The organism is Kitasatospora sp. NPDC086801 (assembly GCF_044745805.1).
In the GTDB taxonomy this organism is placed as follows: Bacteria; Actinomycetota; Actinomycetes; order Streptomycetales; family Streptomycetaceae; genus Kitasatospora.
The window spans coordinates 16079-42592 of sequence record NZ_JBIVAX010000025.1 but is presented as its reverse complement, the minus strand read 5'-3'; the positions used below and the strand labels follow the sequence as shown (position 1 = coordinate 42592).

Genomic DNA, 26514 nt, shown 5'->3' with positions numbered 1-26514 from the left:
TCCGTCCATCACCCCGAGCCCACCCCGACCCGCCCCGCCTCCCGGGGCAAGGAGAGATTCGCCATGCGCTGGACCAGACCGTCCCTCGCCGTCATCGCCACCGCCCTGCTGGCAACCGCCTGCTCGGCCGGCGCGGGCACCGGCCAGGCCCCCGCCGGGGCGGCCGCCAAGGAGACGTCCCCGCTGACCGCCGCGCTCGGCGGCGAGAAGGAGAGCGCCGGCCCGGCCCCCGCCGTTCCCGGCGCCCGCGCGGGCGGCACGGTGAACGTGTACAACAGCGTCGAGTTCCGCCACCTCGACCCGCAGAAGGTCTACGCGGGTGCGACGTACAACGCCTCGCTGCTCTGGGGTCGCCAGCTGACGCAGTATCAGGTCGTCGACGGGAAGGCCAAGTTGGTCGGCGACCTGGCGACCGACACCGGCACCTCGGGGGACGGCGGGCGCACCTGGACGTACAAGCTCAAGGACGGCGTGGCCTGGGAGGACGGCAAGCCGATCACCGCCCAGGACGTCAAGTACGGCATCGAGCGCAGCTTCGGCAAGGGCTACGAGGTCGGCCCGCCGTACTGGCCGCAGTGGCTCACCGGCGAGGCCAGCTACGAGGCGGCGCGCACCAAGTACGCCGGCCCGCAGGACGGCGACCTGGCCGCGATCGAGACGCCCGACGAGCACACCATCGTCTTCCACTTCCCGCAGCCGCAGGCCGACGTCCCGTACATGGCCGCGCAGTCCTCGTCCTCGCCGGTGCGCCGGGACAAGGACACCGGGACGGACTACGACCGGCAGCCGTTCGCCACCGGCCCCTACCGGATCGTCGAGCACGTCCAGAACACCCGCATGGTGCTGGAGCGCAACCCGAACTGGAAGGCCGACACCGACCCGATCCGCAACCAGTACCCGGACAAGTTCGTCTTCACGTACGGCAAGGAGGCGCTCAACATCAACCAGGAGATCCTGTCCGGGCGCGACGGCGGCGCCAACGCCACCACCGCCTCCGACGTACTCTCCCCCGAGCTGTACCAGAGCGCCGACACCGATCCGAAGGCCAAGGACCTGGTCGTCTCCGGCCGCCAGGGCGCCTTCGTCACCCAGCTGGTGATCAACAACGAACGGGTGCCGGACGTCGAGGTCCGCAAGGCCCTGCACCTCGGCTACCCCCGCCAGCAGGCCCGCCAGGTCCAGGGCGGCTCCCGGATCGGCGAACTCGCCACCACCCTCAGCTCGCCCGCGCTGATCGACTGGGAGAAGTACGACCTCCACCCGGTCAAGCCCGAGGGCGACCCGGAGGCCGCCAAGGCCGCGCTCGCCAAGGCCAAGCAGCCGCCGGCGAGCCTGACCTACGGGTACAAGAACACCCCGGACGGGCAGCGCATCGCGCAGGTGCTGGTGGACGGCTTCGCCAAGTCGGGCATCACCATCGTGCCCAAGCCGGTCGACCCCAAGGCGTTCCTGGACGAGGTGCACCGCGCCGACTCCCCGTACGACCTGTTCGAGGAGACCTCGTCCGTCGACTGGCCGACCCCGTCCACGCTGATCCCGTTCTCCTTCGACGGCCGCGCCGGGAGCGACCTCAACTCCGCGCGCTACCGCAACCCTGCGGTGGACAAGGAGATCGACCGGATCAACCAGATCGGCGAGCCGCGCGCCAAGGCCAAGGAGCTGTACGCGCTGGAGAAGACCGTGATGCAGGACGTCCCGGTGCTGCCGTTCGTCTACGCGAACGTCAACCAGCTGCGCGGCTCCAACGTCGGCGGGGCGTTCATCCACCCCATCTACGGCACGGTCAGCCTGGCGTGGCTGTACCTGAAGTCCTGACCGCCGTACCCGCCCCCGCGCCGGTCGGTGCGGGGGCGGGCCCCTGAACGCCCGCACTCCCCCTCCCGGGCACTCCCCGTCCCGCGCACTCCCCCCGTCCCGTCGACCCCGGACCGGCCATGCTCTCCTTCGCCCTGCGGCGGACCCTCCAGGCCCTCGCCGTCCTGGTCGCGGTCTCCGCCGCCGCCTTCGCCCTCTTCTACGCCGCGCCCGCCGACCCGGCCCGCGCCGCCTGCGGCCCCCGCTGCGACAGCGGCCAGGTCGCGGCGGTACGCCAGAGCATGGGCCTGGACCAGCCGCTGCTCACCCAGTACACCGACTACCTCACCGGGGTCGTCGCCGGGCGCGACATCGGCGACGTGGACGGCTCGGTCATCCACTGCGACGCGCCCTGCCTCGGCTACTCCTACCGGCTGCACCAGCCCGTCACCGAGGCCCTGCTCGACCACCTGCCGGTCACCTTCTCGCTCACCGCCGGCGCCCTCGCCGTCCTGCTGGTGCTCGGCCTCGGCACCGGATTCGTCTCCGCGCTGCGGCACGGCGGCCGCACCGACCGGCTGCTCTCCGGCTTCACCCTCGTCGGCGCCAGCGTGCAGATCTACTTCCTCGGATACGTCGCACAGTGGGCGCTGGTCTACTCCACCGGCCTGCTGCCGCTGCCCTCCTACACCCCGCCGACCGAGAACCTTGCGGCCTGGGCGGGCGGGCTGCTGCTCCCCTGGCTCGTCCTCGGCTTCGTCAACTCCGCCGTGTTCGCCCGGCTTTCGCGCTCCCAGCTGCTGGAGACGATGAACGAGGAGTACGTCCGCACGGCCCGCGGCAAGGGCCTCGGCCGGCTGCGCGCCCACCTCAAGTACACCTCGCGCGGCGCCGCCGGGCCACTGGTGCAACTGCTCGGTCTGGAGGCCGGGGTGCTGCTCGGCGGGGCGGTCATCACCGAGACGGTGTTCGGGCTGAACGGGGTCGGGCGGTTCGCCGCCCAGGCCGTGTCCGGGCAGGACCTGCCCGCGGTGGTCGGCGCGGTGCTGCTGGCCGCCTGCTTCGTGGTGCTGTTCGTCGCGCTGGCCGACCTGGTGGTGGCCTGGCTCGACCCGCGAATCCGCCTGAGCTGACTGGAGCCGTTCGATGACGTCCACTGTTGAGTCCGCGCCCGGGGCCGTTCCCGGGCTTGGCTTCACGTCCGATTCCACGCAGGGGCCCGCCGCAGAGCCCGTGCTGAGCGTTCGCGATCTGACCGTCACCTTCGCCGACCCGCGCGGCGGGGTGCCCGTGACCGCCGTCCGGGGGCTCTCCTTCGACCTCGCCGCCGGTGAAGTCCTCGGCCTGGTCGGCGAGTCGGGCTCCGGCAAGTCGGCCACCGGCCTCGCCGTCCTCGGCCTGCACGACCCGCGCACCACCACGGTCACCGGCTCGATCCGCCTGGGCGGGCAGGAGTTGGTGGGCGCGACGGAGTCCGCACTGCGCCCGGTCCGGGGCGGCCGGGCCGCGCTGGTCTTCCAGGACGCGCTCACCTCACTCAGCCCCTTCCACGGCGTCGGCGCCCAACTCGCCGAGATGTACCGGCTGCACCACCCCGGCACCGGCCGCGCCGAGGCCCGCCGGCGGGCCATCGCGATGCTCGACCGGGTCGGCATCCCGGCCGCCCGGGTGCGCGACTTCCCGCACCAGTTCTCCGGCGGGATGCGCCAGCGGGTGATGATCGCCATGGCGCTGATGAACGACCCGCAGGTGCTGATCGCCGACGAGCCCACCACCGCCCTGGACTCCCGGGTGCAGCGACAGGTCCTCGACCTGCTCGGCGAGTTGCAGCGCGAGCACGGCACGGCGGTGCTGCTGGTCAGCCACGACCTCGGCGTGGTCGCCGGGACGACGGACCGCACGCTCGTGCTGCGCGGCGGCGTCCAGGTCGAGTCCGCGCCGACCGCCGAGCTGCTGGCCGCGCCGCGCGAGCCGTACACCCGCGCGCTGGTCGGGGCGGCGCTCACCCTGGACTCCGTACCGGGCACGCCGCTTCCGACAGTTGACGATCCGTCACCCGTTGTCGAGTTCGCGCCCCGGGCGATCGGGCGCCCCGAGCGCTGGCTGGTCGAGGTGGCGGACCTCGCCGTCCACTTCCCCGGGCGGCGGCGCCTCCCCAGCCTGCGCGCCGAGCCCGTCCGGGCGGTGGACGGCGTCGGACTGCGCATCGCCCCCGGCGAGACGCTCGGGCTGGTCGGCGAGTCCGGCTCCGGCAAGTCCACCACCGCCCGCGTCCTGGCCGGCCTCCAACAGCCCACCTCGGGAAGGGTGTTGTACGACGGGCAGGACGTCACCCGCCCGGGCCGGGAGCTGCGGCGCCGGCTCAGCCGGGAGATCCAGCTGGTCTTCCAGGACCCGTACGCCTCCCTCAACCCGCGTCGCACCGTCGCCCAGACCCTCGACACCCCGCTGCGCCTGCACACCTCACTCGACGCGGCACAGCGGCGCGAGCGCTCGGCCGAACTGCTGGAGCAGGTCGGGCTGCCCGCCGCCCACCTGGACCGCTACCCGCACGAGTTCTCCGGCGGACAGCGCCAGCGGATCGGCATCGCCCGGGCCCTCGCCCCGCAGCCGCGGCTGATCATCGCGGACGAGCCGGTGTCGGCCCTCGACGTCTCGGTCCAGGCGCAGGTGCTCAACCTGCTGATGGAGCTGCGCGAACGCCTCGGCGTCGCCTTCCTGTTCGTCTCGCACGACCTCGCCGTCGTGCGGCACTTCTGCGACCGGGTGGCTGTGATGCACCGGGGCCGGCTGGTCGAGTCCACCGACCGTGACCGCCTGTTCAGCGCCCCGCACACCGAGTACACCCGGGAGCTGCTGGCGGCGGTGCACTAACGCTGGGACCGGTCCTCGCGGGGATCCGGCGCGGCCTCGCGGGGATCCGGCGCGGCCTCGCGGGGATCCGGGGCCTCGCGGGGATCCGAGGCCTCTCGGGGGTCTGGGGCCTCGCGGGGGTCTGGGGCCTCGCGGGGGTCGGATGTGGCCTCGCGGGCGTCGGTGGGGAGGAGCGCGTAGAGGTGCATGTCGCGGCGCTCGTCGCCGATGGTGCGGTGGCTGCGCAACAGGCCTTCGTGCCGGAAGCCGGTCCGCTCGGCGGTCCGGAGGGACGCGGCGTTCCAGGGTTCGATGGACAGCTCCAGCCGGGCGAGACCGAGGTCGTCCAGCGCCCAGGCCGCGACCGTCCGCAGCGCGTGCCCGGCCACCGCGCGGCCGCGCGCCGAGGGGGCCGTCCAGTAGCCGATGGAGGCACGGCCGTCGGCCTGCGGGAACAGCCCGACGAAGCCGACGGCCCGGTCGTCCGGCCGCAGCGCCACGGCGAAGGAGTAGCCGGTGCCGTCCGCCGCCCTCGCCCACTGCCGTTCGACGAACGCCCGACCGGCCGCGTCGTCGTACCCGGCGGAGGCGGCCGGGACGGTGGTGACCAGCGGGATGTACGGGTCGGCGGCCGCCTCCCGGACCACGGCGAGGTCGGCGAGGCGCCAGGGGCGAAGGATGAAGGGGCCCGCACAAAGCGTTGGCACGATCAGGGGCGGTCGGTCCATGCTCGAAGCCTGTCATGTTCGATCAGGGAGTCGTAGCGAATATGTCCACCAGCGATCACGCCGCAGGAGGCCGCGCAGCCGTCGACCACGAGGCCGGGCACCGTCCGGCCGTCGACCACGAGCTCGTCGAGGCCGCCCGGGCGGTGGCCCAGCGCTACTCCCGAGGCGACAACCACACCGTCGCGGCCGCCGGACGCAACGCCGACGGGCGGATCGTCACGGCCGTGAACGTCTACCACTTCACCGGCGGCCCGTGCGCGGAGCTCGTCCTCATCGGCGCGGCCGCCGGCCAGGGCGCGTACGACCTCACCACGGTCGTCGCGGTCGCCGACCAGGGCCGGGGCGTCGTACCGCCGTGCGGCCGCTGCCGGCAGGTGCTCCTCGACTACTTCCCGACGGTCGAGATCATCGTCGAACGGGGACCGGGACTGGTCGCCCTGCCCGTCCTCGATCTGCTCCCCGAGGCGTACGTCTGGGCCGAGCACCAGGACGGCTAGCGGGCCCGCGCTTGAGCCGCGCTCGCGTGGCCGTTCGCCCATCGTTCGGCTGCGCGATCGCGGCTCAAGGCGTTAGCGTGCTGGCGACGTGTCGTAGTGATCGCCAACCGAGGGGGCACATTGTCGGACGACCTGCTCACAGCAAAGATCAACCATGGGTTCGACCACCTCGACGCCGACGGCGACGGGCTCCTCACCGAACGGGACCACGTCCTCATGGGCCTCGCCGTCGCCCGCTCGCTCGGCCACCAGGAGGGTTCGGAGGCCGAGGCCGTCATCGTCCGCGCCTACCTGACGGTCTGGCACGATCTGCACCTCGTCCACCTGCCCGCCGGCACCGAGGCGATCACCCGCGAACAGTTCGTCCGCTCGACCGGCGCCCTCTCCGACGACCCCGAGGCCGCACAGACCAGCCTCGGCGCACTCGCCGACGCCTTCCTCGCCGTCGCCGACGCCGACCGCAGCGGAACGGTCGACGCCGGCGAGTTCTTCGTCTTCCAGCGCGGCCACTTCGCCGACCTCTCCCGCGACGACGCCGACGAGGCCTTCCGCCACCTCGACCGCGACGGCGACGGCACCCTCTCCGCAGCCGAGTTCACCAGCGCGATCATCGAGTACTGGACCAGCCGCGACCCCGACGCCCCCGGCAACTGGTGGACGGGCAAACCCCCGCACGCCCTCTGACACCTCCTGAGGAACGGCCGCCCCCTCGCCCGCCGGAAACGCGAGGACGGCGGCCTGCCCGCCAGCCGCCGGAGCCGGATGACCGGCCCCGGCGGGATCACCGCTCCCCCGAGGCTCCCGGTCCGGCCGGGATCACGCGCAACGCCCGGACCTCGCCTGCGAGCAACAGCGGCAGGCAGGAGAGCAGGCTCGTCCCGGCGACCAGCCAGAGCGCGGGGCGCAAGCCGATCCACGAGCCGAGGAGGCCTCCAGCCAGCGCGCCCAGCGGCAGGGTGCCCCAGATGAGGAAGCGGATCGACGCGTTCATCCGGGCTTGCAGACCGGTGGGCGTGACGGCCTGGCGCAGGCTCACCTGGCCGATGTTGTAGACGGTGATGCCGCACGCCATGACCCCGGTCGCCACCGCGACCGTGGCCATCGCCCGCCCGGGAGCCGCGGCCGCGAGCAGGACGACCGCGGCTCCCGGCAGCGACTTCGCGACGATCAGCACCCGTCCGAGGCCGAGCCACCGGATCAGCCGCCCGGTGGCCACCGCCCCCAGCAGCGCCCCCGCGTTGCCGACGGTGAGTGCCAGGCCCAGGCCGCCGGGCGACAGCCGCAGGTCGTGGAAGGCGTAGGCGGTCAGCAGCGCGCTGAGCGCCCCGCCCAGGCCGGCCAGGTTGCTGATCGCGGTGGCCAGCGCGAGCGGGCGCAGCGTCCGGTGGGTGAGGACGAACCGCAGGCCCTCGGCGATCCGGGTGCGCATCCGGGGCGCGGGCGCGGTCTCGGACGAGGTTTCGGGTGCGGTCTCGGGCGCGGTCTTGACGGCGGCGGGCTGGTGACGTGCACCGCGGTCGGTTCGGTCGGACTGGTCGGCACGGACGGTCTGGTCGGCACTGACGGCACTGACGGCCCGGTCGGCACTGACGGCCCGGTCGGTTCGGACGGCCCGGTCGGTTCGGACGGCGCGGAGCAACAGGGCCGAGAGCAGGTAGCTGACCGCGTCGGCGAGCAGGATCAGTGGAGCGGCGAGCACTTGGAGCAGCAGCCCGCCGAGGCTGGGCCCGGCGAGTTCGGCGGCCGACCGGGAGAACTCCAGCCGGCTGTTGCCGTCCGCCGTCTGGGCCCGGGAGACCACGCTCGGCAGGAGGGCCTGGTCGGCGATGTCGAAGAAGACGGTGAACAGCCCGATGACGAAGGCCACCGCGCAGAGCAGCGGCACGCCCAGCACACCGGCGGCGTACCCGAGCGGGAGGACGCAGATCGCCGCCGCGCGGCCGAGGTCCGCGATGATCATCACCCGGCGGCGGTCCCAGCGGTCGAGCAGGGCTCCGGCGGGCAGGCCGACCAGCAGGAACGGGAGGGTCTCGGCGGCCGAGACCAGGCCGAGCTGACCGGGCGTCGCGGAAAGGGTGGTCAGGGCGAGCACGGGGATCACGAAGAAGGTGATCTGTGTACCGAACTGGCTGACGGTGTGAGCCGACCACAGTGCGACGAAGGCGCGTTGGCGCCACACCGCGACCGGCCGGGGTTCGGCTGGCCGGTCCGCCGCCTTCTGCATGGCCTCCAACACCGCTATCCTCTCCCCCGGTTCGACTCCGGCCTTCGTGGACGATGATCCGGTTGATCTTAACTCCCGCCCAGGGGTTGGTCATTCGATTCGCAAGACTCCTCGCACACCGCCGGTTCGATGCGGTTGAGGCGGCTGCCGCCGGATCAAGTCGCCGTGCCCGTCGAGGGATCAGGCCGCCGGGACGATCCGCTCGACGATGGTGTCGATCAGCGCGGGCAGGGCCTCGGCACCCAACACCTCGGGCAGGGTGAGGTGTTCGAGGACCAGGCCGGTCATCGCGAGGTAGAGGACGAGGACGGTCTCCCGGTCGCCGGGCAGCCCCCCGTCGAGGTGGTAGGCGATGTTGGCCTCCAGCTGCTCGCGGATGGTGCCGGTGAGCTGGGACCGCAGGCCGGGTCGCCGGGTGGCCTCCAGGCGCAGTTCGAGCATCGCGAGGTAGCCGGCCCGGTCGGCGGAGATGCGGCGGATCAGGTCGTGCATCAGGGCGGTGACCAGGGCGCGGTCGCGCGGGGCCCGCAGCAGCTCGGCGATGACGGCCGGGTCCGGGGTGAGCCGGTGGTGGATGTGCCGGGCGGTCTGGTGGAGCAGGTGGTCGCGGTTGGCGAAGTAGTTGGAGGCCGTGCCGTTGGGGACGCCGGCCTGCACGTCGACCGCGCGGAAGGTGAGGCCGCGGGCGCCTTCGCGGGCGAGGACCTCGATGGCGGCGTCGGCGAGGGCGGTACGGCGGGCGGGGTTCTGGACCATGGGCCGATTCTCTCTCGTGAGGTTTGCGGGGACCGGGGCGCCCGGGACCGGAAACACCTTGGCAACCACTACATCTGGAGTACTATAGTCGGAGTGGTTAAGGCGACGGGCCGCACGGCCCGCGCCGCCTCCCGACCCCAAAGGACCTGCATGCGCAAGCTCAGCTACTTCATCGGCGCCACCATCGACGGCTTCATCGCCGGCCCGGACGACAGCTTCGACTTCTTCGCACCGTTCCTCACCGAGGACTACGTCTCGACGTTCTTCTCCGAATTCCCGGAGACCGTCGCCACCCCCGGCCGCGCGGCGATCGGCATCGCGGAGGCGCCCAACAAGCACTTCGACACCGTCGTCATGGGCCGCGGCACCTACGCGCCGGGGCTGGCCGTCGGCCTCACCAGCCCCTACGCCCACCTGCGGCAGATCGTGCTCTCCCGCACCCTCGGCACCAGCCCGGACCCAGCGGTGGAGGTCACCGCGGAGGACCCGCTGGCCCTCGTCCGCCGGCTGAAGCAGCAGGACGGGCTCGGCATCTGGCTCTGCGGCGGCGCCGACCTGGCCGGCCAGCTGCTGCCCGAGATCGACGAGTTGATCATCAAGCAGTACCCGGTGGTGGTCGGATCGGGCATCCCGCTGTTCCGCGCGGAGTTCGAGCCCCGCGCCTTCACGCTCACCGACAGCCGCGTCTTCGAGCGCGGCAACGTCGTCCTCACCTACGCGCGGACCGCCCCGGACTCCGCCTGACGCCACCCGCCGCCCCCTGCCGGGGATCGGCAGCCCGGGGCGCGGGCGGCTATCGCGGCGCGGGCGCGAGGACGTACCGTGGGCGCTCCCCCAGCCAGGAGGTCGAACCCGTGTCCGAGGAGGCCCTGCCGTTCTTCGTCTACGGCACCCTGCGCAGCGGCGGCCGCAACCACGCCGCCCACCTGGCCGGACGCTGCGCCGACATCCGCCCGGCCGTGCTGGACGGCGCCACGCTGCACGACGGACCCGGGTACCCGTACGCGGTGCCGGACGCGACGCCCGGGCACCGGATCGTGGGCGAGCTGATCACCGTACGGCCCGGCGCCTACGCCGGAGCGCTCGCGGCACTGGACCGGCTGGAGGACTGCCGGGCGGACGGGACGGGCCTGTACGTACGACGACGGCTGCCGGTCCGGACGGCGGCGGGCGAGGTCCAGGAGTCCTGGGTGTACTTCGCCGGGCCCGCCGTCGAGAGCCGGCTGCGGGAGCGGCCCGCGGTGATCGACTCGGGGGACTGGGCGGACCGGTAGCGGGTGACCGTGCGGACCGGTAGCGGGTGACCGTCGGGTGACGGCCGGCCGGATACCGCCAGGTAGGCTGCCCCGGCCGCTTGTTTTCCATACTCACGGCGCCCGCCGAACAACAAGGAGCCACCCGGTGCCCGAGCTGCCACCCCCGATCACCGTCGTCGGGATCGGGGCCGACGGCTGGCCCGGCCTCTCCACCGCCGGCCAGGCCGCCCTGCGGGCAGCCGAGGTGGTCGTCGGCGGCCCCCGGCAGCTTGACCTCCTCCCCCGCGACGAGGTCGCGGCCCAGCGCGTCCCCTGGCCGTCCCCCTTGCGCCCGGCCGTTCCCGCCCTGTTCGCCGCGCACGCGGACCACCGGGTCGCCGTCCTGGCCAGCGGCGACCCGATGTTCTACGGCATCGGCCGCACCCTCGCCGAGACGGTCGGCGCCGAGCGGCTGCGCATCCTGCCGCACCCCTCCTCCGTCTCCCACGCCTGTGCCCGACTCGGCTGGCCGCTGGAGTCCACCGAGGTGATCAGCCTGGTCGGCCGCCCGCTGGACACCCTCAGCCTGGCCCTGCACCCCGGCCGCCGCCTGCTCGTGCTGAGCGCCGACGCCGCGACCCCGGCCGCCGTCGCCGCCCTGCTCACCGCACGCGGCCACGGCACCGCCCGCCTGCGTGTGCTCGAACAGCTCGGCGGCCCGGCCGAACGGCAGCTCCACGGCACCGCCGACGGCTGGCCGCACCCGCCCGGCGACCCGCTGAACGTCATCGCGGTCGAACTCGGCGACGGCCCCCGCACCTCGCTCGTCCCCGGCCTGCCCGACGCCGCGTACGAGAGCGACGGCCAGCTCACCAAGCGGCACGTGCGCGCCGCCACCCTCGCCGCCCTCGCCCCCTCCCCCGGCGAACTGCTCTGGGACGTCGGCGGCGGCTCCGGCTCGATCGCCGTCGAGTGGCTGCGCGCACACCGCGACTGCCAGGCCGTCAGCATCGAACGCGCCCCGGCCCGCGCCGAACGGATCACCCGCAACGCCGCCGCCCTGGGCGTGCCACGACTGCGCGTCGTGACCGGCCCGGCGCCCGCCGCACTCGCCGAACTCCCCACCCCCGACGCCGTGTTCATCGGCGGCGGCCTCACCGCACCCGGCCTGCTGGACAGTTGCTGGGCAGCCCTGCGGCCGGGCGGCCGCCTGGTCGCCAACACCGTGACGCTGGAATCCGAGGCGCTGCTCACCGAGTGGTACCGGCGCCACGGCGGGGAGCTCGTCAAGCTCGCCGTCGCCCACGCCGTCCCGGTGGGCGGCTTCACCGGGTGGCGGCAGGCCATGCCGGTCACCCAGTGGTCCGCCGTCAAGCCCAACACCCCCCAGGAGAACCCGTCGTGACCGTCCACTTCATCGGAGCCGGCCCCGGCGCCGCCGACCTGATCACCCTGCGCGGCCAGCGCCTCCTGGCCCGCGCCGAGGTCTGCCTCTACGCCGGCAGCCTGGTGCCGCGCGAACTGCTCGACGAATGCCCGCCCGGCGCCCGCCTCGTCGACACCGCGCAGCTCAACCTGGACCAGATCATCGCCGAGCTCGTCCACGCGCACCAGGCCGGACAGGACGTGGCCCGGCTGCACTCCGGCGACCCGTCCGTCTTCTCCGCCGTCGCCGAGCAGATGCGCCGCCTCGACGCGGCAGGCGTGCCGTACGAGATCGTCCCCGGCGTGCCCGCCTTCGCCGCCGCCGCGGCCGCGCTCAAGCGGGAGTTGACGGTGCCGACCGTCGGCCAGACCGTCATCCTCACCCGGATCGCCAAGCGCGCCACCCCCATGCCCGAGGGCGAGGACCTGGCCACCCTCGGCCGCAGCGGCGCCCTGCTGGTACTGCACCTGGCCGCCGGATACGTGGACGACGTCGTCGAGCAGCTGCTCCCGCACTACGGCGCCCACTGCCCGGCCGCCGTCGTCGCGATGGCCAGCCGACCGGACGAGCTGGTGCTGCGCGGCACCCTCGCCGACATCGCCGAGCAGGTCAAGGCCTCGGGCGTGGTCCGCACCGCCGTCATCCTGGTCGGACGGACCCTGGCCGCCGAGCAGTTCCGCGACAGCCACCTCTACTCGGCGGAGCGCGAGCGCCCGCACGAGCCCTGCGGGGCGTGAACCCCATGACCCGGCACGTCCTGATCCTGGGCGGGACGACGGAGGGCCGGGCGCTCGCCGCCGCACTCGTCGAGCTGCCGCCCCTACGGGTCACCAGTTCACTGGCCGGCCGGGTCGCCCAACCCCGGCTACCCGCCGGAGAGGTGAGGATCGGCGGCTTCGGCGGCCCGGACGGGCTGACCGCCTGGCTGCGCACCGAACGGGTCGACGCGGTCGTCGACGCCACCCACCCGTTCGCCGCCGGGATGTCCCACAACGCCGCCCTCGCAACGGCCTCCGCCGACATACCGCTGCTGGCGCTTCGGCGGCCCGGCTGGGCACCCGTCGCCGGGGACCGCTGGCACCACGCACCCTCGCTCACCGCGGCCGCCGAACTCCTGCCCGGCCTCGGGCGGCGGGTCTTCCTCACCACCGGCCGACAGGGCATCGCCACCTTCGCCCACCTCGACCACCTGCACTTCCTCGCCCGCTCGGTCGACCCACCCGAACCGCCGCTGCCGTCCTCGCTCGAAGTCCTGCTGGACCGGGGGCCGTTCACGCTCGACGGCGAACGGGCGCTGCTGCGCGAGCACCGGATCGACGTCGTGGCCACCAAGGACAGCGGCGGCGCCGCGACCGCACCCAAACTCACCGCCGCACGCGAACTCGGGCTCCCGGTGGTCATCGTGGAACGCCCGCCCCTGCCCGACGGCGTACCGGAGGCCCCGGACGTACCGGGCGCAGTGCGGTGGTTGCAGCAGCACCTGCGCTAGGCCGGGCCGCCGATCCGGTCGGGCCTGATTGAGTCCGGTTGGGCCTGATTGAGCCCGGTTGGGCCGGTTGGGCCGGTTGGGCCGGTTGGGCCGGTTGGGCCGGTTGGGCCGGTTGGGCCGGTTGGGCCGGTTGGGCCTGATTGAGCCCGGTTGGGCCGCAAGAAACTGCCGGGCCGGTTCGACGCCGCACCGGCAGGATGGGCCGATGGCAGACGATCACCGCACCACGACCCTGCGCACGGCCGGCGAACGGGCCACCCTGGCCAGCTTCCTGGACTACCAGCGCGACACGCTCGCGTTGAAGTGCGCCGGCCTCTCCCCCGAACAGCTCCGCACCCGGGCCCTCGAACCCTCCGATCGAGGAGTACGCCCGCCACAACGGCCACGCCGACCTCCTGCGCGAACACCTCGACGGCACCACCGGCGAGTAGCCCGCGGCACCGGGCCCGCGAAGGACCCGCGACCGCCGCCCAAGGCCACCGACCACGGCCACGGCCACGGCCACAACAGAATTGCCGACCGGCCTCAACGGGTGAGGCGGGTCGGCAATCTGCCGGCGATCCGGGCTCGGGCCGGATCAGATGTCGCGGAAGGTCTCGATCTGCGCACCGATGGAGTTGAGGCGCTCGGCGAGGTCCTCGTAGCCGCGGTTGATGACGTAGACGTTGCGCAGGACGGAGGTGCCCTGGGCGGCGAGCATGGCGAGCAGGATGACGACCGCGGGGCGGAGGGCCGGCGGGCACATCATCTCGGCGGCGCGCCAACGGGTGGGGCCCTGGACCAGGACGCGGTGCGGGTCGAGGAGCTTGACGTCGGCGCCGAGACGGGTCAGCTCGGTGAGGTAGATGGCGCGGTTGTCGTAGACCCAGTCGTGGATCATCGTGGTGCCGTGGGCGGCCGCGGCGATGGCGGCGAAGAACGGCACGTTGTCGATGTTGATGCCGGGGAACGGCATCGGGTGGATGGTGTCGATCGGCGCGGTCAGCTTGGACGGGCGCACGGTGAGGTCGACCAGGCGGGTGTGGCCGTTGTGGGCCCGGTACTCGGGGGTGCGGTCGTAGTCGAGGCCCATGCCCTCCAGCACCGCGAGTTCGATCTCCAGGAACTCGATCGGCACCCGGCGGATCGTCAGCTCGGAGGAGGTGACGACGGCGGCGGCGAGCAGGCTCATCGCCTCCACCGGATCCTCGGCCGGGGTGTAGTCGACGTCGCAGGTGATCTCCGGGACACCGTGGACGGTGAGGGTGGTGGTGCCGACGCCCTCGATCCGCACGCCCAGCTTCTCCAGGAAGAAGCACAGGTCCTGGACCATGTAGTTGGGCGAGGCGTTGCGGATGACGCTGACGCCGTCGTGCCGGGCGGCGGCCAGCAGGGCGTTCTCGGTGACGGTGTCCCCGCGCTCGGTCAGCACGATCGGACGGTCCAGCGGGGTGCCCGGCTCGACCGAGGCGTGGTAAGCGCCGCCGGTGGTGGCGACCTCCAGCCCGAAGCGGCGCAGCGCCGTCAGGTGCGGCTCGACGGTGCGGGTGCCGAGGTCGCAGCCGCCCGCGTACGGGATGGCGAAGCGGTTGGCGCGGTGCATCAGCGGGCCGAGGAACATCAGCACGCTGCGGGTGCGGCGGGCCGCCTCGACGTCCATCGCGGCGAGGTCGAGCTCGGCGGGCGGGGTGAGTTCGAGGTCGCGGCCGTCGTTGGTCCAGCGGCTCTTGACGCCGATGCTGGTGAGCACCTCGAGGATGCGGTAGACCTCTTCGATCCGGGCGACGCTGCGCAACGTGGTGCGCCCGGTGGTCAGCAGCGAGGCGCAGAGGATCGCGACGCAGGCGTTCTTGCTGCTGCGGACGTCGATGGCGCCGGAGAGTCGGGTGCCGCCGGCGACCCGCAGGTGCATCGGGCCGGAGTAGCCGAGGGAGACGATCTCGCTGTCGAGGGCTTCGCCGATGCGGGCGATCATCTCAAGGCTGACGTTCTGCTTGCCCTGCTCGATGCGGTTGACCGCGCTCTGGCTGGTGCCGAGGGCCTCGCCGAGTTGCGCCTGGGACCAGCCGCGGTGCTGGCGGGCGGTACGGATGAGGGTGCCGATACGGGTGAGGTAGTCGCCTGTCACTCGCCAGACCATATCTCATGGTTGAGATGGCGACAGAGCCAGGGGTGGGCGCAGCACTCCTTTTGTCCGTTTCTCGCCCCGTATGAGCGTCAGATCTTCACATCACCAGGCGGTACTGTCGCGATTCTGTGACAGTGTCACGGCCCGAGCGGCTCCGCCCGGCCGACGATGGTGCCCGCGCGGTCGATGCAGATGACGTCCACCGCCACCGGCGAGCCGAGCAGCACGCCGAGCGCCGTCGCCCGCGCCGCCTCGGCGACCAGATCGCCCAGCGGCACCCCGGCCGCCCGGCACAACTGCACCGCCTCCAGCCCGGTGTTGGCGTGGGCCACCGCCTCGGCCAGCGCCCCGTCCGCTCCACCGCGCCGCGCCAGTTCGGCCAGGTACCCCTTGTCCACCTGGGAGCGCGCCGAATGCAGGTCGAGGTGGCCGGCGGCGAGCTTGGACAGCTTGGCGAAGCCGCCCGCGATGGTCAGCCGGGGCACCGGGTGGCGCTTGAGGTACTTGAGGACGGCGCCGGCGAAGTCACCCATGTCGAGCAGTGCGTCCTCGGGCAGTCCGTGCACGGCGACGGCGACCTTCTCGGAGGTCGAACCGGTGCAGCCGGCCACGTGGGTGCGACCGGCAGCCCGGGCCACGTCCACGCCACGGCGGATCGAGTCGATCCAGGCGGAGCAGGAGTAGGGGACGACGATGCCGGTGGTGCCGAGGATCGACAGGCCGCCGAGGATGCCGAGCCGCGGATTCCAGGTGGAACGGGCGATCTCCTCGCCGTGGTCCACGGAGATCTCGACCACCACGTCCCCGCTGCCGCCGTGCACGGCGGCCACCTCCGCCACGGCGTCGCGGATCATCTGCCGGGGCACCGGGTTGATCGCGGGCTCGCCGACGGGCAGCGGCAGGCCCGCCTTGGTGACCGTCCCCACCCCCGGGCCGGCCCGGAACACCACTCCGGCACCGGGCTCGCCGGCCCGCACCGTCGAGCGGATCAGCGCGCCGTGGGTGACGTCGGGGTCGTCGCCAGCGTCCTTGACCACGGCGGCCATGGCGCTCGCGGGCCTGGGCGGGGCGGCGGGGCGGCGCCCGGCGGCGAGGTCGCCGACGGTTGGTCGCCCGGCGGCCAGTTCCTCGGCGGCGAGGGCGAAGGCGGGCTGTTGGCCTTTGGGGAGGGTGATGGTCACCGGGTCCGGGAACTCGCCGGTGAGCAGCGCGGTGTACGCGGCCCTGGTGGCTGCGGTGGCACAGGCGCCCGTGGTCCAGCCGTGCCGCAGGCCGCTGCTCTTCAGTTGGCCGGCCCGGCCCCCGGGTGCGGCTGCCGCTCCGGCTTCGGCTCCCGCTTTGGCTCCGGCATTGGCTCCGGCGTTGGCTCCCGCTTTGGCCACCTGCGTCTCGCTTCCGGCTCCGTTGAGGTGCGGCCGCATCGACCGTCGGTGCCGATTTTCCCCCATTCACCCGGCCGCGCCCCGACCGGGGGGCGGTGGAGCAGGGCTCCGCGACCCGGTGTGCGAGTTGGGGAGCGGCCGCCGCCCCGCGTTCCCGAAGAGTTCTCCGCACGGGCCTCGCACCCCGTGGCTACCAGTGAGTAATCTGGCGGTCCGCCAGAGAGCGGGTTCATGACACGGGGCCCGGTGGCCGGATTGTCCGGTCGGGCCATCAGCATGTGGGGGTTTTTGTGGCAGGGATGAGTCGGCGTACGTTCCTCACCGGTACGTCGGTGGCCGCCGCCTGGTCGGCCTTGTCGCTGGGCGGCGGGCAGTTCGCCTCGGCCGCGGAGCGCGAGCGCGCACTGGCGGCCACCGCCGCGCGGGCGGTCAAGGTCACCGGCACCACGCTCGACCAGGTGGCCACGCCGGTCGGCACCGGCGGGTACAAGCGGCTGTCGGCGGGGCCGGGCTGGCCGCTGGTGGTGCGCGGCGACCTGGCGGCGCCGGGCACCGGACGGGACGACCGACGGACCGGGCTGGCCAGCTTCGTCCAGTTCAGCGACCTGCACCTGGTGGACACCGAGTCCCCGGTGCGCTTCGAGTACCTGGCCCGGTTCAACGGCAGCGCGTACCGGCCGCAGGAGGCCCTGAACGCCCGCGGTGTCTCGGCCCTCGTCGAGCGGGTCAACGCGCTCGACGGCGGCCCCTACACCGGGATGCCGTTCAGCATGGTGATGGCCACCGGCGACAACACCGACAACCACGAACAGGCCGAACTCGACTGGTACCTCACCGTCATGGGCGGCGGCCGGCTCGCCCAGAACACCGGTGACCCGAACCGCTACGAAGGCGTGCAGAACTCGGGCAACGCCGCCTACTGGAACCCCGAACTCGCCTACGACGACGGCTACAAGGCGAAGGGCTTCCCGCAGATACCGGGCTTCCTCGACGCCGCCGGCCGACCGTTCGACGCACCGGGCCTGCGGACGCCCTGGTACACGACGGTCGGCAACCACGATGACAGCCTTGAGGGTTCGCTCCCGGACCTCGGGCTGCTGAACGACCTCTACACCGGCCAGTACAAGCTGGAGGGCTGCAACGACGCGGACGCGGCCCGGCTGATGGACTCGCTGCGCCGTGACCCGGCCGGCGCCGCGCTCCTGCTCGCGAAGCTGCTCGCGAGCGGCGACGCGGTGCGCCGGATCACGCCGGACGAGCGCCGACGGCCGTTCACGCTCAAGGAGTTCGCCAAGGCCCACCTGAACCCGGCGCACACCGGCGCGGGCCCGTACGGGCACGGCTTCACCTCGGACATGGTGGGCAGCGGCAAGCTCTACTACACCTTCCGCATCTCGGAGAAGGTGGTCGGCATCAGCCTGGACACCACCAACCAGGCCGGATTCGCGGACGGTTCGCTGGGCACCGCGCAACTGCGCTGGCTGGAGCAGCAGTTGAAGGCCCACAGCGGCCACTGGTACGACACCGACGGACGCAAGGTGACGGGCGGCAGCACGGACGAGGTGATCCTCCTGTTCAGCCACCACACCAGCACCACCATGGGCAACCTGCTGCCCGACCCGCGCAACGTCTTCGAGCAGCGGCACGACGGCAACGAGCTGGTGGCGCTGCTCCAGCGCTACCCGAACGTGGTCGCGTGGGTGAACGGGCACACCCACATGAACAAGATCACGGCGCACGGCCACGCGGTGCCGGAGCGGGCGTTCTGGGAGATCAACACCGCCTCGCACATCGACTATCCGCAGCACGGGCGCATCATCGAGATCGCGGACAACGGGGACGGCACGCTCTCCCTGTTCACGACGCTGATCGAGTCCTCCGCGCCGTACGGCACGGACTTCGGCAGCACGTCGGACGCCAACCTCGCCGCGCTGTACCGCGAGCTGTCGTACAACGACCCGAACGGCCGACCGGCGGCGCTGCTGGGCGCGGGCGAGGACCACAACACCGAGCTGGTGATCGCCAAGCCGACCCGGTGACGGAGGCGGCGGCGAACAAGTAACAGAAAACAGATGACAGCTAACAGATGATGAAATCTGTTAGCTGTCATCTGTCAGTCGTCGCCCGCTACTCCTCCGGGTACCGCCGCGGCGTCCAGACGACCTCCACGCCGCCGCCCCGCTCGACCGCCTGGGTCTGCGAGGAGCCGATCAGCAGGATCGTCCGCATGTCGACCAGCGCCGGATCCAGCTCCCCCAACCGGACGATCCGCACCCGCTCGGTCGGCCCGCCGACGTCACGCGCCATCACCACGGGCGTCTCGGGCGCGCGGTACTCCAGCAACAGGTCCCGGGCGAGGGCGACCTGCGTGGTGCGCGACTTCGAGCCCGGGTTGTAGAGCGCGAGCACCAGGTCCGCCTCGGCCGCCGAGCGCAGCCTGCGGGCCACCACGTCCCAGGGCTTGAGCCGGTCCGACAGCGACACCACCGCGTAGTCGTGCCCGAGCGGGGCGCCGGCCCGGGAGGCGGCCGCGTGCGCCGCGGTCATCCCCGGGACGATCCGCACCGGGACGTCCCGGTAGGCGTCCTCGCAGGCGACCTCCAGGACGGCGGTGGCCATCGCGAAGACGCCCGGGTCGCCCGAGGACACCACCGCGACCTTGTGCCCGCGCCGGGCCAGTTCGAGGGCGTACTCGGCGCGCTCCGACTCCACCTTGTTGTCCGAAGCGTGCCGCCGCTGCCCCGGCCGCTCGGGCACCCGGTCCAGGTAGGTGGTGTAGCCGACCAGGTCGGTCGCCTCGGCCAGGGCGCCGCGCGCCTCGGGGGTGAGCCAGAGCGGCCCGGCCGGACCGGTGCCGATGACGGCCACCGCACCCGCGCCGCCCGCCCGCCGGTCCAGCGGCTCCAGCGGCTCCAGCGGCGCGACCTTGCTCGGCAGCACCGCCACCGAGAAGTACGGGACGGTCTCGCCCTCGACCTCCGCGAGCGGCAGGATGCGCTCCCCGTCCATGAACGCGCGCTCGACGTACTGCGCGTCGTCGAGCCGGCCGGCCCGCTCCAGCGCCCGCCGGACGGCCGGGAAGGTGCGCCCCAGCTTCATGATCACGGCGGAGTCGGCGGCGGCGATCCGCGCCGTCAGCTCCTCCTCGGGCAGCGTGCCGGGGATGACGGTGAGCGTCTCCTCGGCCTCGGTCAGCGGCTGGCCCAGCCGGGCGGCCGCGGCGCTGACGGAGGTCACGCCCGGCACCACCTCGGTCGGGTAGCGGTGCGCGAGGCGCTTGTGCATGTGCTGGTACGAGCCGTAGAACAGCGGGTCGCCCTCGGCGAGGACCACGACGTCGCGGCCGGCGTCCAGGTGGGCGGCCAGCCGGGCGGCGGCCTCCTCGTAGAAGTCGTCCAGCGCGCCCCGGTAGCCGCCCGGGTGGTCGGTGGTCTCGACCGTGATCGGGTAGACCAGCTTCTCCTCGACCTGATCACCCGTCAGATACCGCTCGGCGATCGAGCGCGCGATGGACCGGCCGTGCCGGGCGCTGTGATAGGCCACCACCTCGGCCTTGCCGATGAGTTCGGCCGCCCGGACGGTCACCAGCGACGGGTCGCCGGGGCCGAGCCCGACGCCGTAGAGCCGGCCGACACCAGGGGTTTGACGATCCGTCACTCTTCTTCGCTCGCAATCGCGTTGACGGCGGCGGCGGCGATCGCGCTGCCACCGCGTCGGCCGCGCACCACCAGGTGCTCCAGGCCGGACGGGTGCTCGGCCAGGGCCTGCTTGGACTCGGCGGCGCCGATGAAGCCGACCGGGACGCCGATCACCGCGGCCGGGCGCGGCGCGCCCGCCTCGATCATCTCCAGCAGCCGGAACAGCGAGGTCGGCGCGTTGCCGACGGCCACCACCGCGCCCTCCAGCCGGGGCAGCCACAGTTCCATGGCGGCGGCACTGCGGGTGTTGCCCATCTTCCGGGCGAGCTCCGGCACGGACGGGTCGGTGAGGGTGCAGACGACCTCGTTGTCAGCGGGCAGCCGCTTGCGCGTGACGCCGCTCGCCACCATGTTCACGTCGCACAGGATCGGCGCCCCGGCCCGCAGCGCCGCGCGCGCGGAGGCGACCACGCCGGGCGAGTACACCAGGTCCTCGACCAGGTCGACCATCCCGCAGGCGTGGATCATCCGCACCGCGACCTGGGAGACGTCCGCCGGGAGGGCGGCCAGGTCGGACTCCGCACGGATGGTGGCAAAGGACTGGCGGTAGATGGACGCGCCGTCCTTCTCGTACTCGATCACTTCGTGGTCCTCCTGGCCTCGGCGACCGCCTCGGCCATCTCCTCGTTCGTCACGTCCACGGCCGCCCCGGCGGCCGCCGGACCGTTCACCGTCACCCGGTAGCCCTGCCCGGTGGCGAGCACGTCCACCCACCGCCCGGCCGGATGACCGCAGCGCCGTTCACACCCCGACCAGTGCACCGGGAGACCGGTGATCGGGAAACCGGTGGTAGCGCGGCCGGTGGCAGGGAGCCCGGTAACCGGCAGACCCCCGGTGGCGGCCGCCGCATCGAGCGCCCGCGCCGCGTCCGCCCGGACGTCGGCCGGCGACTTGGCGCACCCCGGAAGTCCGGTGCAGGCGGTGGCCCGCTCCCAGGGCGAGCCTGGCGCCGTCCGGAACCCGGCCGCCGCCAGGACGGGCAACCGATCGACCGACGCCCCCGGCAGCACCGCGCCGCGCCAGGGCGTCAGCCTGATCTCCCCGGCGCAGGCGCCCGCGAGTTCCCGCCACTGCGCGGCGCCGGCCCGGCCGAAGCGCAGGCCCACCGAGAGCCCGCCCGCCACGATCCCGCTCGCCGTAGCACCGCCCGCCGTAGCACCGCCCGCCACCGTGCCGACCGCAGGCGCGGCCCCTACGAAGGCGGGCAGCGGCACCGGCGCCGGCCCGGCCGACAGCAGGTCGGGGACCTCGCGCAGGTGCCAGGCCTTGCGCCCGCTCGCCCGCAGCGCGTCCAGGAAGGCCCGGGCCGCGTCGAGCACGGCCGTCACCTCCTGCCCCGCCGGCACCGGACGCCCGTGGGCCGCCCGTCCCAGGCGCAGCAGCGCCGATCCGTCCGAGCCTGCGATCAATGTCACATCGGCGTCGAGCGCGGCGACGTCGCCCCGCCCGTCGTCCAGCGCGAACAGGAACTTGCCGGAGAGCCCGGCCGCCCAGTCGCTCGCGCACAGCCGCGCGTCCAGCTCCCGCACCCAGGCCTGCACGTCCGCGAAGCCGTGCCCGTCGAGCCCGGCGAGCGGGGAGGCGACGATGTTGCGGACCCGTTCGTGCGTGTCCGAGGGCAGCAGGCCGACGGCGCGCAGCCGTTCGGCGAGTTCGGCCCCGCAGTGCGAAGCCAGGCCGCGGAGTTGGACGTTGCCGCGGGAGGTGGTCTCCAGTTCGCCGTCGCCGAGCGCTTCGGCGGCGTCGGCCAGCGCCAGTACCTGACGAACCGTCAGCATGCCGCCGGGCAGGCGGACCCGGGCCAGGGCGCCGTCGTCGGCCGGGTGCAGACGAAGGGCCCCTGGGCAGGCGTCCGCGCGCCCCCGGTCGGGCACCGCGGCGCCCGGCGCGGTGGCGTCGGGTGTCGGTGGCATGGCCGCGAGCATACAGATGATCCGATCGGTTGCCTTTGTCCGTCACCTCACACCCCGGGCGCTCCGGGCGGCCTCCCCGGGATCGCCCTCCCCCAGGTCAGCCGCACCCCGTACGATGCTGGCGGACGGTCCCCGCGGACCGTCCGCACGCCAGCGACGGCGCAGGGGAGGAAACCGGTGCAAGCCCGGTGCGGTCCCGCCACTGTGACCGCGGTTCACCGGGAGACCGGACGGCCGCGGGAGCCAGGAACTCCTGCCGTCCTCCACCGGCCCGGGGCGCGGACCCCGAGGAAGGCTCGAAGAGCAATGCGCTGCCGCATGCCCGCGCCCGGGTCCCCGGACGCCCCACGCCCGCCCGCCTCCGGGCGCTTCCTCGACGTCCTCGACGTCCCGGCGCTCCTTCGGTCGCCGCTCGCGCGTCGTCGCACTCCTTCGCCGACCGCGCGTCGTCACTCGCCTTCGCCGCTCGCGCGTCGTCGTACTCCTTCACCCGTCACGTGCCGCGCGCCATCGCCGGTCGTTCGCCCCACGCCTTCGTCCGCCGCATGCCACGCGCCATCGTCAGTCGCTCGTCACTCGTCACTTTCAACGCCGGCGCGCCCTTCGGCTCGGGGCGGCTCCGAGGCCGGGAGGGCCTTCGCATGATCCTGCTGCTGTCGACGTCCGACACCGACCTGCTCAGTGCCCGCGCCGCCGACGGACCGGTCCGCTACCGGCTCGGCAACCCGGCCCGGCTCACCCCCGAGGACCTGCCCGCGCTGCTGGAGGGCACCGACCTCGTCGTGGTCCGCCTGCTCGGCGGTCGCCGCGCCTGGCAGGAGGGCCTGGACGCGCTGCTGGCCGGCCCCCGCCCGGTGGTCGTGCTGACCGGTGAACAGGCCCCCGACGCCCAGCTGATGGAGCTGTCCACCGTCCCGGCCGGCATCGCCGCCGAGACGCACGCCTACCTCGCGCACGGCGGCGCCGCCAACCTCGCCGAGCTGGCCGCCTTCCTCTCCGACACCGTGCTGCTGACCGGCCACGGCTTCGCCCCGCCGGCCTCCGCCCCGGCCTGGGGGCCGCTGGAGCGCGAAGCCCGTGCGCAGGACGGCCCGACGGTCGCGGTGCTCTACTACCGCGCCCACCACATGAGCGGCAACACCGCCTTCGTCGAGACGCTCTGCCGGGCGATCGAGGACCAGGGCGCGCAGGCCAGGGCCTACTACTGCGCCTCGCTGCGCGGCGCCGAGCCCGAACTGCTGGCCGCGCTCGGCGAGGCCGACACGCTCGTCACCACCGTGCTCGCCGCCGGCGGCACCCGCCCGGCCGACGCACAGGCCGGCGGCGACGAGGAGGCCTGGGACGCGGGCGCGCTCGCCGCCCTGGACCGGCCGATCCTGCAAGCGCTCTGCCTCACCTGGTCGCGCGCCCAGTGGGAGGCCAGCGACGACGGTCTGTCCCCGCTGGACACCGCCACCCAGATCGCGGTGCCGGAGTTCGACGGCCGGCTGATCAGCGTCCCGTTCTCCTTCAAGGAGCTGGACGAGGACGGCCTCACCGTCTACGCCGCCGACCCGGAGCGCGCCGCCCGGGTGGCCGGCACCGCCGTCAAGCACGCCCGGCTGCGGCACATCCCGGCCGCCGAGCGCCGCCTCGCGCTCGTGCTGTCCGCCTACCCGACCAAGCACGCCCGGGTCGGCAACGCCGTCGGCCTGGACACCCCGGCCAGCGCGATCCGCCTGCTGACCCGGCTGCGCGCGGAGGGCATGGACCTGGGCTCGGACCTCCCCGGGCTCGACGGGACGAGCGGGGGCGGCCACGACGGTTCCCTCGACGACTCCCACGACAGCTCGCGCAACGACTCGCACGACGACGCCCCCAACGGCTCCCCCAACGGTTCCCTCGACGACTCCCACGAGGGCGACGCCCTCATCCACGCCCTGATCGCAGCCGGCGGCTACGACCAGGACTGGCTCACCGAGGACCAGCTGGCCCGCAACCCGGTGCGCATCCCCGCCGCCGACTACCGCCGCTGGTACGCCACGCTCCCCCAGGCGCTGCGCGCGCAGGTCGAGGAGCACTGGGGCCCGGCCCCCGGCGAGCTGTACGTCGACCGCTCGCAGAACCCGGACGGCGACATCGTGCTCGCCGCGATCCGCTCCGGGAACCTGCTCGTCCTCATCCAGCCGCCGCGCGGCTTCGGCGAGAACCCCGTCGCCATCTACCACGACCCCGACCTGCCACCGAGCCACCACTACCTGGCCGCCTACCGCTGGATCGAGGCCGCGCAGGCCGACGGCGGCTTCGGCGCGCACGCCGTCATCCACCTCGGCAAGCACGGCAACCTGGAGTGGCTGCCCGGCAAGACCGCCGCGCTGTCCGCCGAGTGCGGCCCGGACGCCGTCCTGGGCGACCTCCCGCTGATCTACCCGTTCCTGGTCAACGACCCGGGCGAGGGCACCCAGGCCAAGCGCCGCGCCCACGCCACCCTGGTCGACCACCTCGTCCCGCCGATGGCCCGCGCCGACTCCTACGGCGACATCGCCCGTCTGGAGCAGTTGCTGGACGAGCACTCCAACATCGCCGCGATGGACCCGGCCAAGCTGCCCGCGATCCGCGCGCAGATCTGGACCCTCATCCAGGCCGCCAAGCTGGACCACGACCTCGGCCTGGACGAGCGCCCCGAGGACGACGGCTTCGACGACTTCCTGCTGCACGTCGACGGCTGGCTGTGCGAGATCAAGGACGCCCAGATCCGCGACGGCCTGCACGTCCTCGGCCAGGCTCCGGCCGGCACCGACCGGGTCAACATCGTGCTCGCCATCCTGCGCGCCCGCCAGATCTGGGGCGGCGTCAGCGCGCTGCCGGGCCTGCGCGAGGCGCTCGGGCTGGACGAGGCCGCGCTCAGCCTCGGGGCCACCGACGCCGCCGAGGCCCGGGCCCGCGCCCTGGTCGAGGCCATGGAGGCGCAGGACTGGGCGGTCGAGGCGGTCGAGAAGGTCGCCGCCGGGCTGCCGGAGGCCGTCCACGAGGTGCTGACCTTCGCCGCCACCCAGGTGGTGCCGCGGCTGGCCGCCACCACCGACGAACTGGACGCCGTCCTGCACGCGCTGCGCGGCGGCTTCGTCCCGGCCGGGCCGTCCGGCTCGCCGCTGCGCGGCCTGGTCAACGTGCTGCCGACCGGCCGCAACTTCTACTCCGTCGACCCGAAGGCCGTCCCGAGCAAGCTCGCCTGGGAGACCGGCCAGGCGCTCGCCGCCTCGCTGGTCGAGCGGTACACCGCCGACAACGACGGTGCCTACCCGCCCTCGGTCGGGCTGTCGCTGTGGGGCACCAGCGCGATGCGCACCGCCGGCGACGACATCGCCGAGGCCTTCGCCCTGCTCGGCGTCCGCCCGGTCTGGGACGACGCCTCGCGCCGGGTCACCGGCCTGGAGCCGATCACCCTCGCCGAGCTGGGCCGCCCGCGCATCGACGTGACGCTGCGCATCTCCGGCTTCTTCCGCGACGCCTTCCCGCACGTGGTCGCCCTGCTGGACGACGCGGTGCGCCTGGCCGCCGCCCAGGAGGAGCCCGCGGAGCAGAACTTCGTGCGCGCCCACGTCCAGGCCGACCTGGCGGTGCACGGCGACGAGCGCAAGGCCACCGTCCGCGTCTTCGGCTCCCGCCCGGGCACCTACGGGGCGGGCCTGCTCCAGCTGATCGACAGCCGGGACTGGCGCACCGACGCCGACCTGGCCGAGGTGTACACCGTCTGGGGCGGCTACGCCTACGGACGCGGGCTGGACGGGCGGCCGGCCCGCGAGGAGATGGAGACCGCGTACAAGCGGATCACCGTCGCCGCGAAGAACACCGACACCCGCGAGCACGACATCGCCGACTCGGACGACTACTTCCAGTACCACGGCGGCATGGTGGCCACCGTCCGGGCGCTCACCGGCAAGGCACCGACCGCCTACATCGGCGACTCGACCCGCCCGGAGACGGTCCGCACCCGGACGCTGACCGAGGAGGCCGCCCGTGTCTTCCGCGCCCGGGTGGTCAACCCGCGCTGGATGGAGGCGATGCGCCGGCACGGGTACAAGGGCGCGTTCGAGATGGCCGCAACGGTGGACTACCTGTTCGGCTACGACGCCACGACGGGCGTGGTCGCGGACTGGATGTACGAGAAGCTCACCCAGGAGTACGTGCTCGACCCGGTCAACCGGGAATTCCTGACCGGCGCCAACCCGTGGGCGCTGCACGGGATCAGCGAGCGGCTGCTGGAGGCGGCCAGCCGCGGGCTGTGGGAGCAGCCCGACCCGGAGCTGATCGCGCAGTTGCAGGCCGCGTTCCTGGAGACCGAGGGGGACCTGGAGGGCGACGAGGGCTGAGTCACGGGGGTGGCCGTCGGTGTTCCTGTCGTCCATTCGGGTGACAGGAACACTGGTGGC

The 26514-nt window shown here is 73.5% G+C and carries 20 protein-coding genes, 1 pseudogene and 1 riboswitch; of the genes and pseudogenes, 13 read left to right on the top strand and 8 right to left on the bottom strand.

What is annotated here, in order from left to right; translation table 11 throughout:
* Window positions 1–63 precede the first annotated feature (63 nt).
* The 3 genes from ACIPLC_RS24105 (at window position 64) to ACIPLC_RS24095 (ending at window position 4668) form a co-directional block, all read left to right on the top strand.
* Window positions 64–1815, top strand: a complete 1752-nt coding sequence (locus ACIPLC_RS24105) for an ABC transporter substrate-binding protein (protein WP_400475071.1) — start codon at window positions 64–66, stop codon at window positions 1813–1815.
* Window positions 1816–1934: 119 nt separating this feature from the next.
* Window positions 1935–2927 (top strand): ABC transporter permease, encoded by a 993-nt coding sequence (locus ACIPLC_RS24100; protein ID WP_400475070.1) that lies wholly within the window; start codon window positions 1935–1937, stop codon window positions 2925–2927.
* A 13-nt stretch (window positions 2928–2940) separates the two neighbouring features.
* On the top strand, window positions 2941–4668 hold the full coding sequence (locus ACIPLC_RS24095) for a dipeptide ABC transporter ATP-binding protein (protein WP_400475069.1): 1728 nt from the start codon (window positions 2941–2943) through the stop codon (window positions 4666–4668).
* On the opposite strand, the gene ACIPLC_RS24090 is transcribed toward ACIPLC_RS24095, so the two are convergent.
* Window positions 4665–5375, bottom strand: coding sequence for a GNAT family N-acetyltransferase (locus tag ACIPLC_RS24090; protein WP_400475068.1), 711 nt, complete (start codon window positions 5373–5375; stop codon window positions 4665–4667). The genes ACIPLC_RS24095 and ACIPLC_RS24090 overlap by 4 nt on opposite strands.
* Before the next feature lie 41 nt (window positions 5376–5416).
* Here ACIPLC_RS24090 and ACIPLC_RS24085 point away from each other — a divergent pair, with 41 nt between their 5' ends.
* Together ACIPLC_RS24085 and ACIPLC_RS24080 are read left to right on the top strand one after the other, a co-directional pair.
* A complete protein-coding gene (locus tag ACIPLC_RS24085; RefSeq protein WP_400475067.1) occupies window positions 5417–5872 on the top strand; it encodes a cytidine deaminase family protein in 456 nt (151 codons plus the stop codon).
* Window positions 5873–5992: 120 nt separating this feature from the next.
* Window positions 5993–6556, top strand: coding sequence for an EF-hand domain-containing protein (locus ACIPLC_RS24080; protein WP_400475066.1), 564 nt, complete (start codon window positions 5993–5995; stop codon window positions 6554–6556).
* 97 nt (window positions 6557–6653) lie between these two features.
* Here the strand turns inward: ACIPLC_RS24080 and ACIPLC_RS24075 are convergent, their stop codons facing one another.
* Window positions 6654–8096 (bottom strand): MFS transporter, encoded by a 1443-nt coding sequence (locus tag ACIPLC_RS24075; RefSeq protein WP_400475138.1) that lies wholly within the window; start codon window positions 8094–8096, stop codon window positions 6654–6656.
* Between the two features lie 180 nt (window positions 8097–8276).
* Window positions 8277–8852, bottom strand: coding sequence for a TetR/AcrR family transcriptional regulator (locus ACIPLC_RS24070; protein ID WP_400475065.1), 576 nt, complete (start codon window positions 8850–8852; stop codon window positions 8277–8279).
* A gap of 150 nt (window positions 8853–9002) precedes the next feature.
* Between ACIPLC_RS24070 and ACIPLC_RS24065 the strand changes: the two genes are divergently transcribed.
* The 6 genes and pseudogenes from ACIPLC_RS24065 to ACIPLC_RS24040 all read left to right on the top strand — a co-directional run.
* The gene (locus tag ACIPLC_RS24065; protein ID WP_400475064.1) at window positions 9003–9596 is read left to right on the top strand and encodes a dihydrofolate reductase family protein; all 594 of its coding nucleotides are present in this window, start codon (window positions 9003–9005) and stop codon (window positions 9594–9596) included.
* A 110-nt stretch (window positions 9597–9706) separates the two neighbouring features.
* Window positions 9707–10126 carry a gamma-glutamylcyclotransferase family protein gene (locus ACIPLC_RS24060; RefSeq protein ID WP_400475063.1) on the top strand — a complete coding sequence of 140 codons (420 nt, stop codon included), beginning with the start codon at window positions 9707–9709 and terminating at the stop codon, window positions 10124–10126.
* 127 nt (window positions 10127–10253) lie between these two features.
* Window positions 10254–11492: a precorrin-6y C5,15-methyltransferase (decarboxylating) subunit CbiE gene (gene cbiE / locus ACIPLC_RS24055; protein ID WP_400475062.1), complete on the top strand. Its 1239-nt coding sequence runs from the start codon at window positions 10254–10256 to the stop codon at window positions 11490–11492.
* Window positions 11489–12250: a precorrin-4 C(11)-methyltransferase gene (gene cobM, locus ACIPLC_RS24050; protein ID WP_400475061.1), complete on the top strand. Its 762-nt coding sequence runs from the start codon at window positions 11489–11491 to the stop codon at window positions 12248–12250. Before cbiE ends, cobM begins: the two co-directional genes overlap by 4 nt.
* A gap of 5 nt (window positions 12251–12255) precedes the next feature.
* Entirely contained in the window at window positions 12256–13002 is a 747-nt protein-coding gene (locus tag ACIPLC_RS24045; RefSeq protein ID WP_400475137.1) for a cobalt-precorrin-6A reductase, read from the top strand.
* Between the two features lie 356 nt (window positions 13003–13358).
* Window positions 13359–13433 (top strand): annotated as a pseudogene (locus ACIPLC_RS24040) (DUF664 domain-containing protein); the annotation flags it as partial.
* A 146-nt stretch (window positions 13434–13579) separates the two neighbouring features.
* On the opposite strand, the gene ACIPLC_RS24035 reads toward ACIPLC_RS24040, so the two are convergent.
* Both ACIPLC_RS24035 and ACIPLC_RS24030 read right to left on the bottom strand, forming a co-directional pair.
* A complete protein-coding gene (locus ACIPLC_RS24035) occupies window positions 13580–15109 on the bottom strand; it encodes a UDP-N-acetylglucosamine 1-carboxyvinyltransferase (RefSeq protein ID WP_400475060.1) in 1530 nt (509 codons plus the stop codon).
* A gap of 137 nt (window positions 15110–15246) precedes the next feature.
* Window positions 15247–16395, bottom strand: a complete 1149-nt coding sequence (locus tag ACIPLC_RS24030; protein ID WP_400475136.1) for a cobalt-precorrin-5B (C(1))-methyltransferase — start codon at window positions 16393–16395, stop codon at window positions 15247–15249.
* A gap of 395 nt (window positions 16396–16790) precedes the next feature.
* Between ACIPLC_RS24030 and ACIPLC_RS24025 the strand changes: the two genes are divergently transcribed.
* Window positions 16791–18530, top strand: a complete 1740-nt coding sequence (locus ACIPLC_RS24025) for a TIGR03767 family metallophosphoesterase (protein WP_400475059.1) — start codon at window positions 16791–16793, stop codon at window positions 18528–18530.
* 88 nt (window positions 18531–18618) lie between these two features.
* Here ACIPLC_RS24025 and ACIPLC_RS24020 read toward each other — a convergent pair whose 3' ends face one another.
* Genes ACIPLC_RS24020 through ACIPLC_RS24010 form a run of 3 tightly spaced genes read right to left on the bottom strand, consistent with a single transcriptional unit; the run spans window position 18619 to window position 22102 of the window.
* Entirely contained in the window at window positions 18619–20148 is a 1530-nt protein-coding gene (locus ACIPLC_RS24020; RefSeq protein ID WP_400475058.1) for a precorrin-2 C(20)-methyltransferase, read from the bottom strand.
* Window positions 20145–20771, bottom strand: a complete 627-nt coding sequence (locus ACIPLC_RS24015) for a precorrin-8X methylmutase (RefSeq protein ID WP_400475057.1) — start codon at window positions 20769–20771, stop codon at window positions 20145–20147. The genes ACIPLC_RS24020 and ACIPLC_RS24015 overlap by 4 nt, the downstream gene beginning before the upstream one ends.
* Window positions 20768–22102, bottom strand: a complete 1335-nt coding sequence (locus ACIPLC_RS24010; protein WP_400475056.1) for a hypothetical protein — start codon at window positions 22100–22102, stop codon at window positions 20768–20770. The genes ACIPLC_RS24015 and ACIPLC_RS24010 overlap by 4 nt, the downstream gene beginning before the upstream one ends.
* Before the next feature lie 167 nt (window positions 22103–22269).
* A riboswitch (cobalamin riboswitch) is annotated at window positions 22270–22355 on the top strand.
* Window positions 22356–22743: 388 nt separating this feature from the next.
* On the opposite strand from ACIPLC_RS24010, the gene cobN reads away from it, so the two are divergent.
* Window positions 22744–26454 (top strand): cobaltochelatase subunit CobN, encoded by a 3711-nt coding sequence (cobN, locus tag ACIPLC_RS24005; protein ID WP_400475055.1) that lies wholly within the window; start codon window positions 22744–22746, stop codon window positions 26452–26454.
* The last annotated feature ends 60 nt before the right edge of the window (window positions 26455–26514 follow it).

Bases quoted from the DNA above. Each gene is read 5' to 3' on its own strand.
- ACIPLC_RS24105 (WP_400475071.1), top strand. From the start codon at position 64: ATGCGCTGGACCAGACCGTCCCTCGCCGTCATCGCCACCGCCCTGCTG.
- ACIPLC_RS24065 (WP_400475064.1), top strand. From the start codon at position 9,003: ATGCGCAAGCTCAGCTACTTCATCGGCGCCACCATCGACGGCTTCATC.
- ACIPLC_RS24075 (WP_400475138.1), bottom strand. From the start codon at position 8,096: ATGCAGAAGGCGGCGGACCGGCCAGCCGAACCCCGGCCGGTCGCGGTG.
- ACIPLC_RS24010 (WP_400475056.1), bottom strand. From the start codon at position 22,102: ATGCCACCGACACCCGACGCCACCGCGCCGGGCGCCGCGGTGCCCGAC.
- ACIPLC_RS24085 (WP_400475067.1), top strand. From the start codon at position 5,417: ATGTCCACCAGCGATCACGCCGCAGGAGGCCGCGCAGCCGTCGACCAC.
- ACIPLC_RS24045 (WP_400475137.1), top strand. From the start codon at position 12,256: ATGACCCGGCACGTCCTGATCCTGGGCGGGACGACGGAGGGCCGGGCG.
- cobN (WP_400475055.1), top strand. From the start codon at position 22,744: ATGATCCTGCTGCTGTCGACGTCCGACACCGACCTGCTCAGTGCCCGC.
- ACIPLC_RS24090 (WP_400475068.1), bottom strand. From the start codon at position 5,375: ATGGACCGACCGCCCCTGATCGTGCCAACGCTTTGTGCGGGCCCCTTC.
- ACIPLC_RS24025 (WP_400475059.1), top strand. From the start codon at position 16,791: ATGAGTCGGCGTACGTTCCTCACCGGTACGTCGGTGGCCGCCGCCTGG.
- ACIPLC_RS24100 (WP_400475070.1), top strand. From the start codon at position 1,935: ATGCTCTCCTTCGCCCTGCGGCGGACCCTCCAGGCCCTCGCCGTCCTG.
- ACIPLC_RS24070 (WP_400475065.1), bottom strand. From the start codon at position 8,852: ATGGTCCAGAACCCCGCCCGCCGTACCGCCCTCGCCGACGCCGCCATC.
- ACIPLC_RS24095 (WP_400475069.1), top strand. From the start codon at position 2,941: ATGACGTCCACTGTTGAGTCCGCGCCCGGGGCCGTTCCCGGGCTTGGC.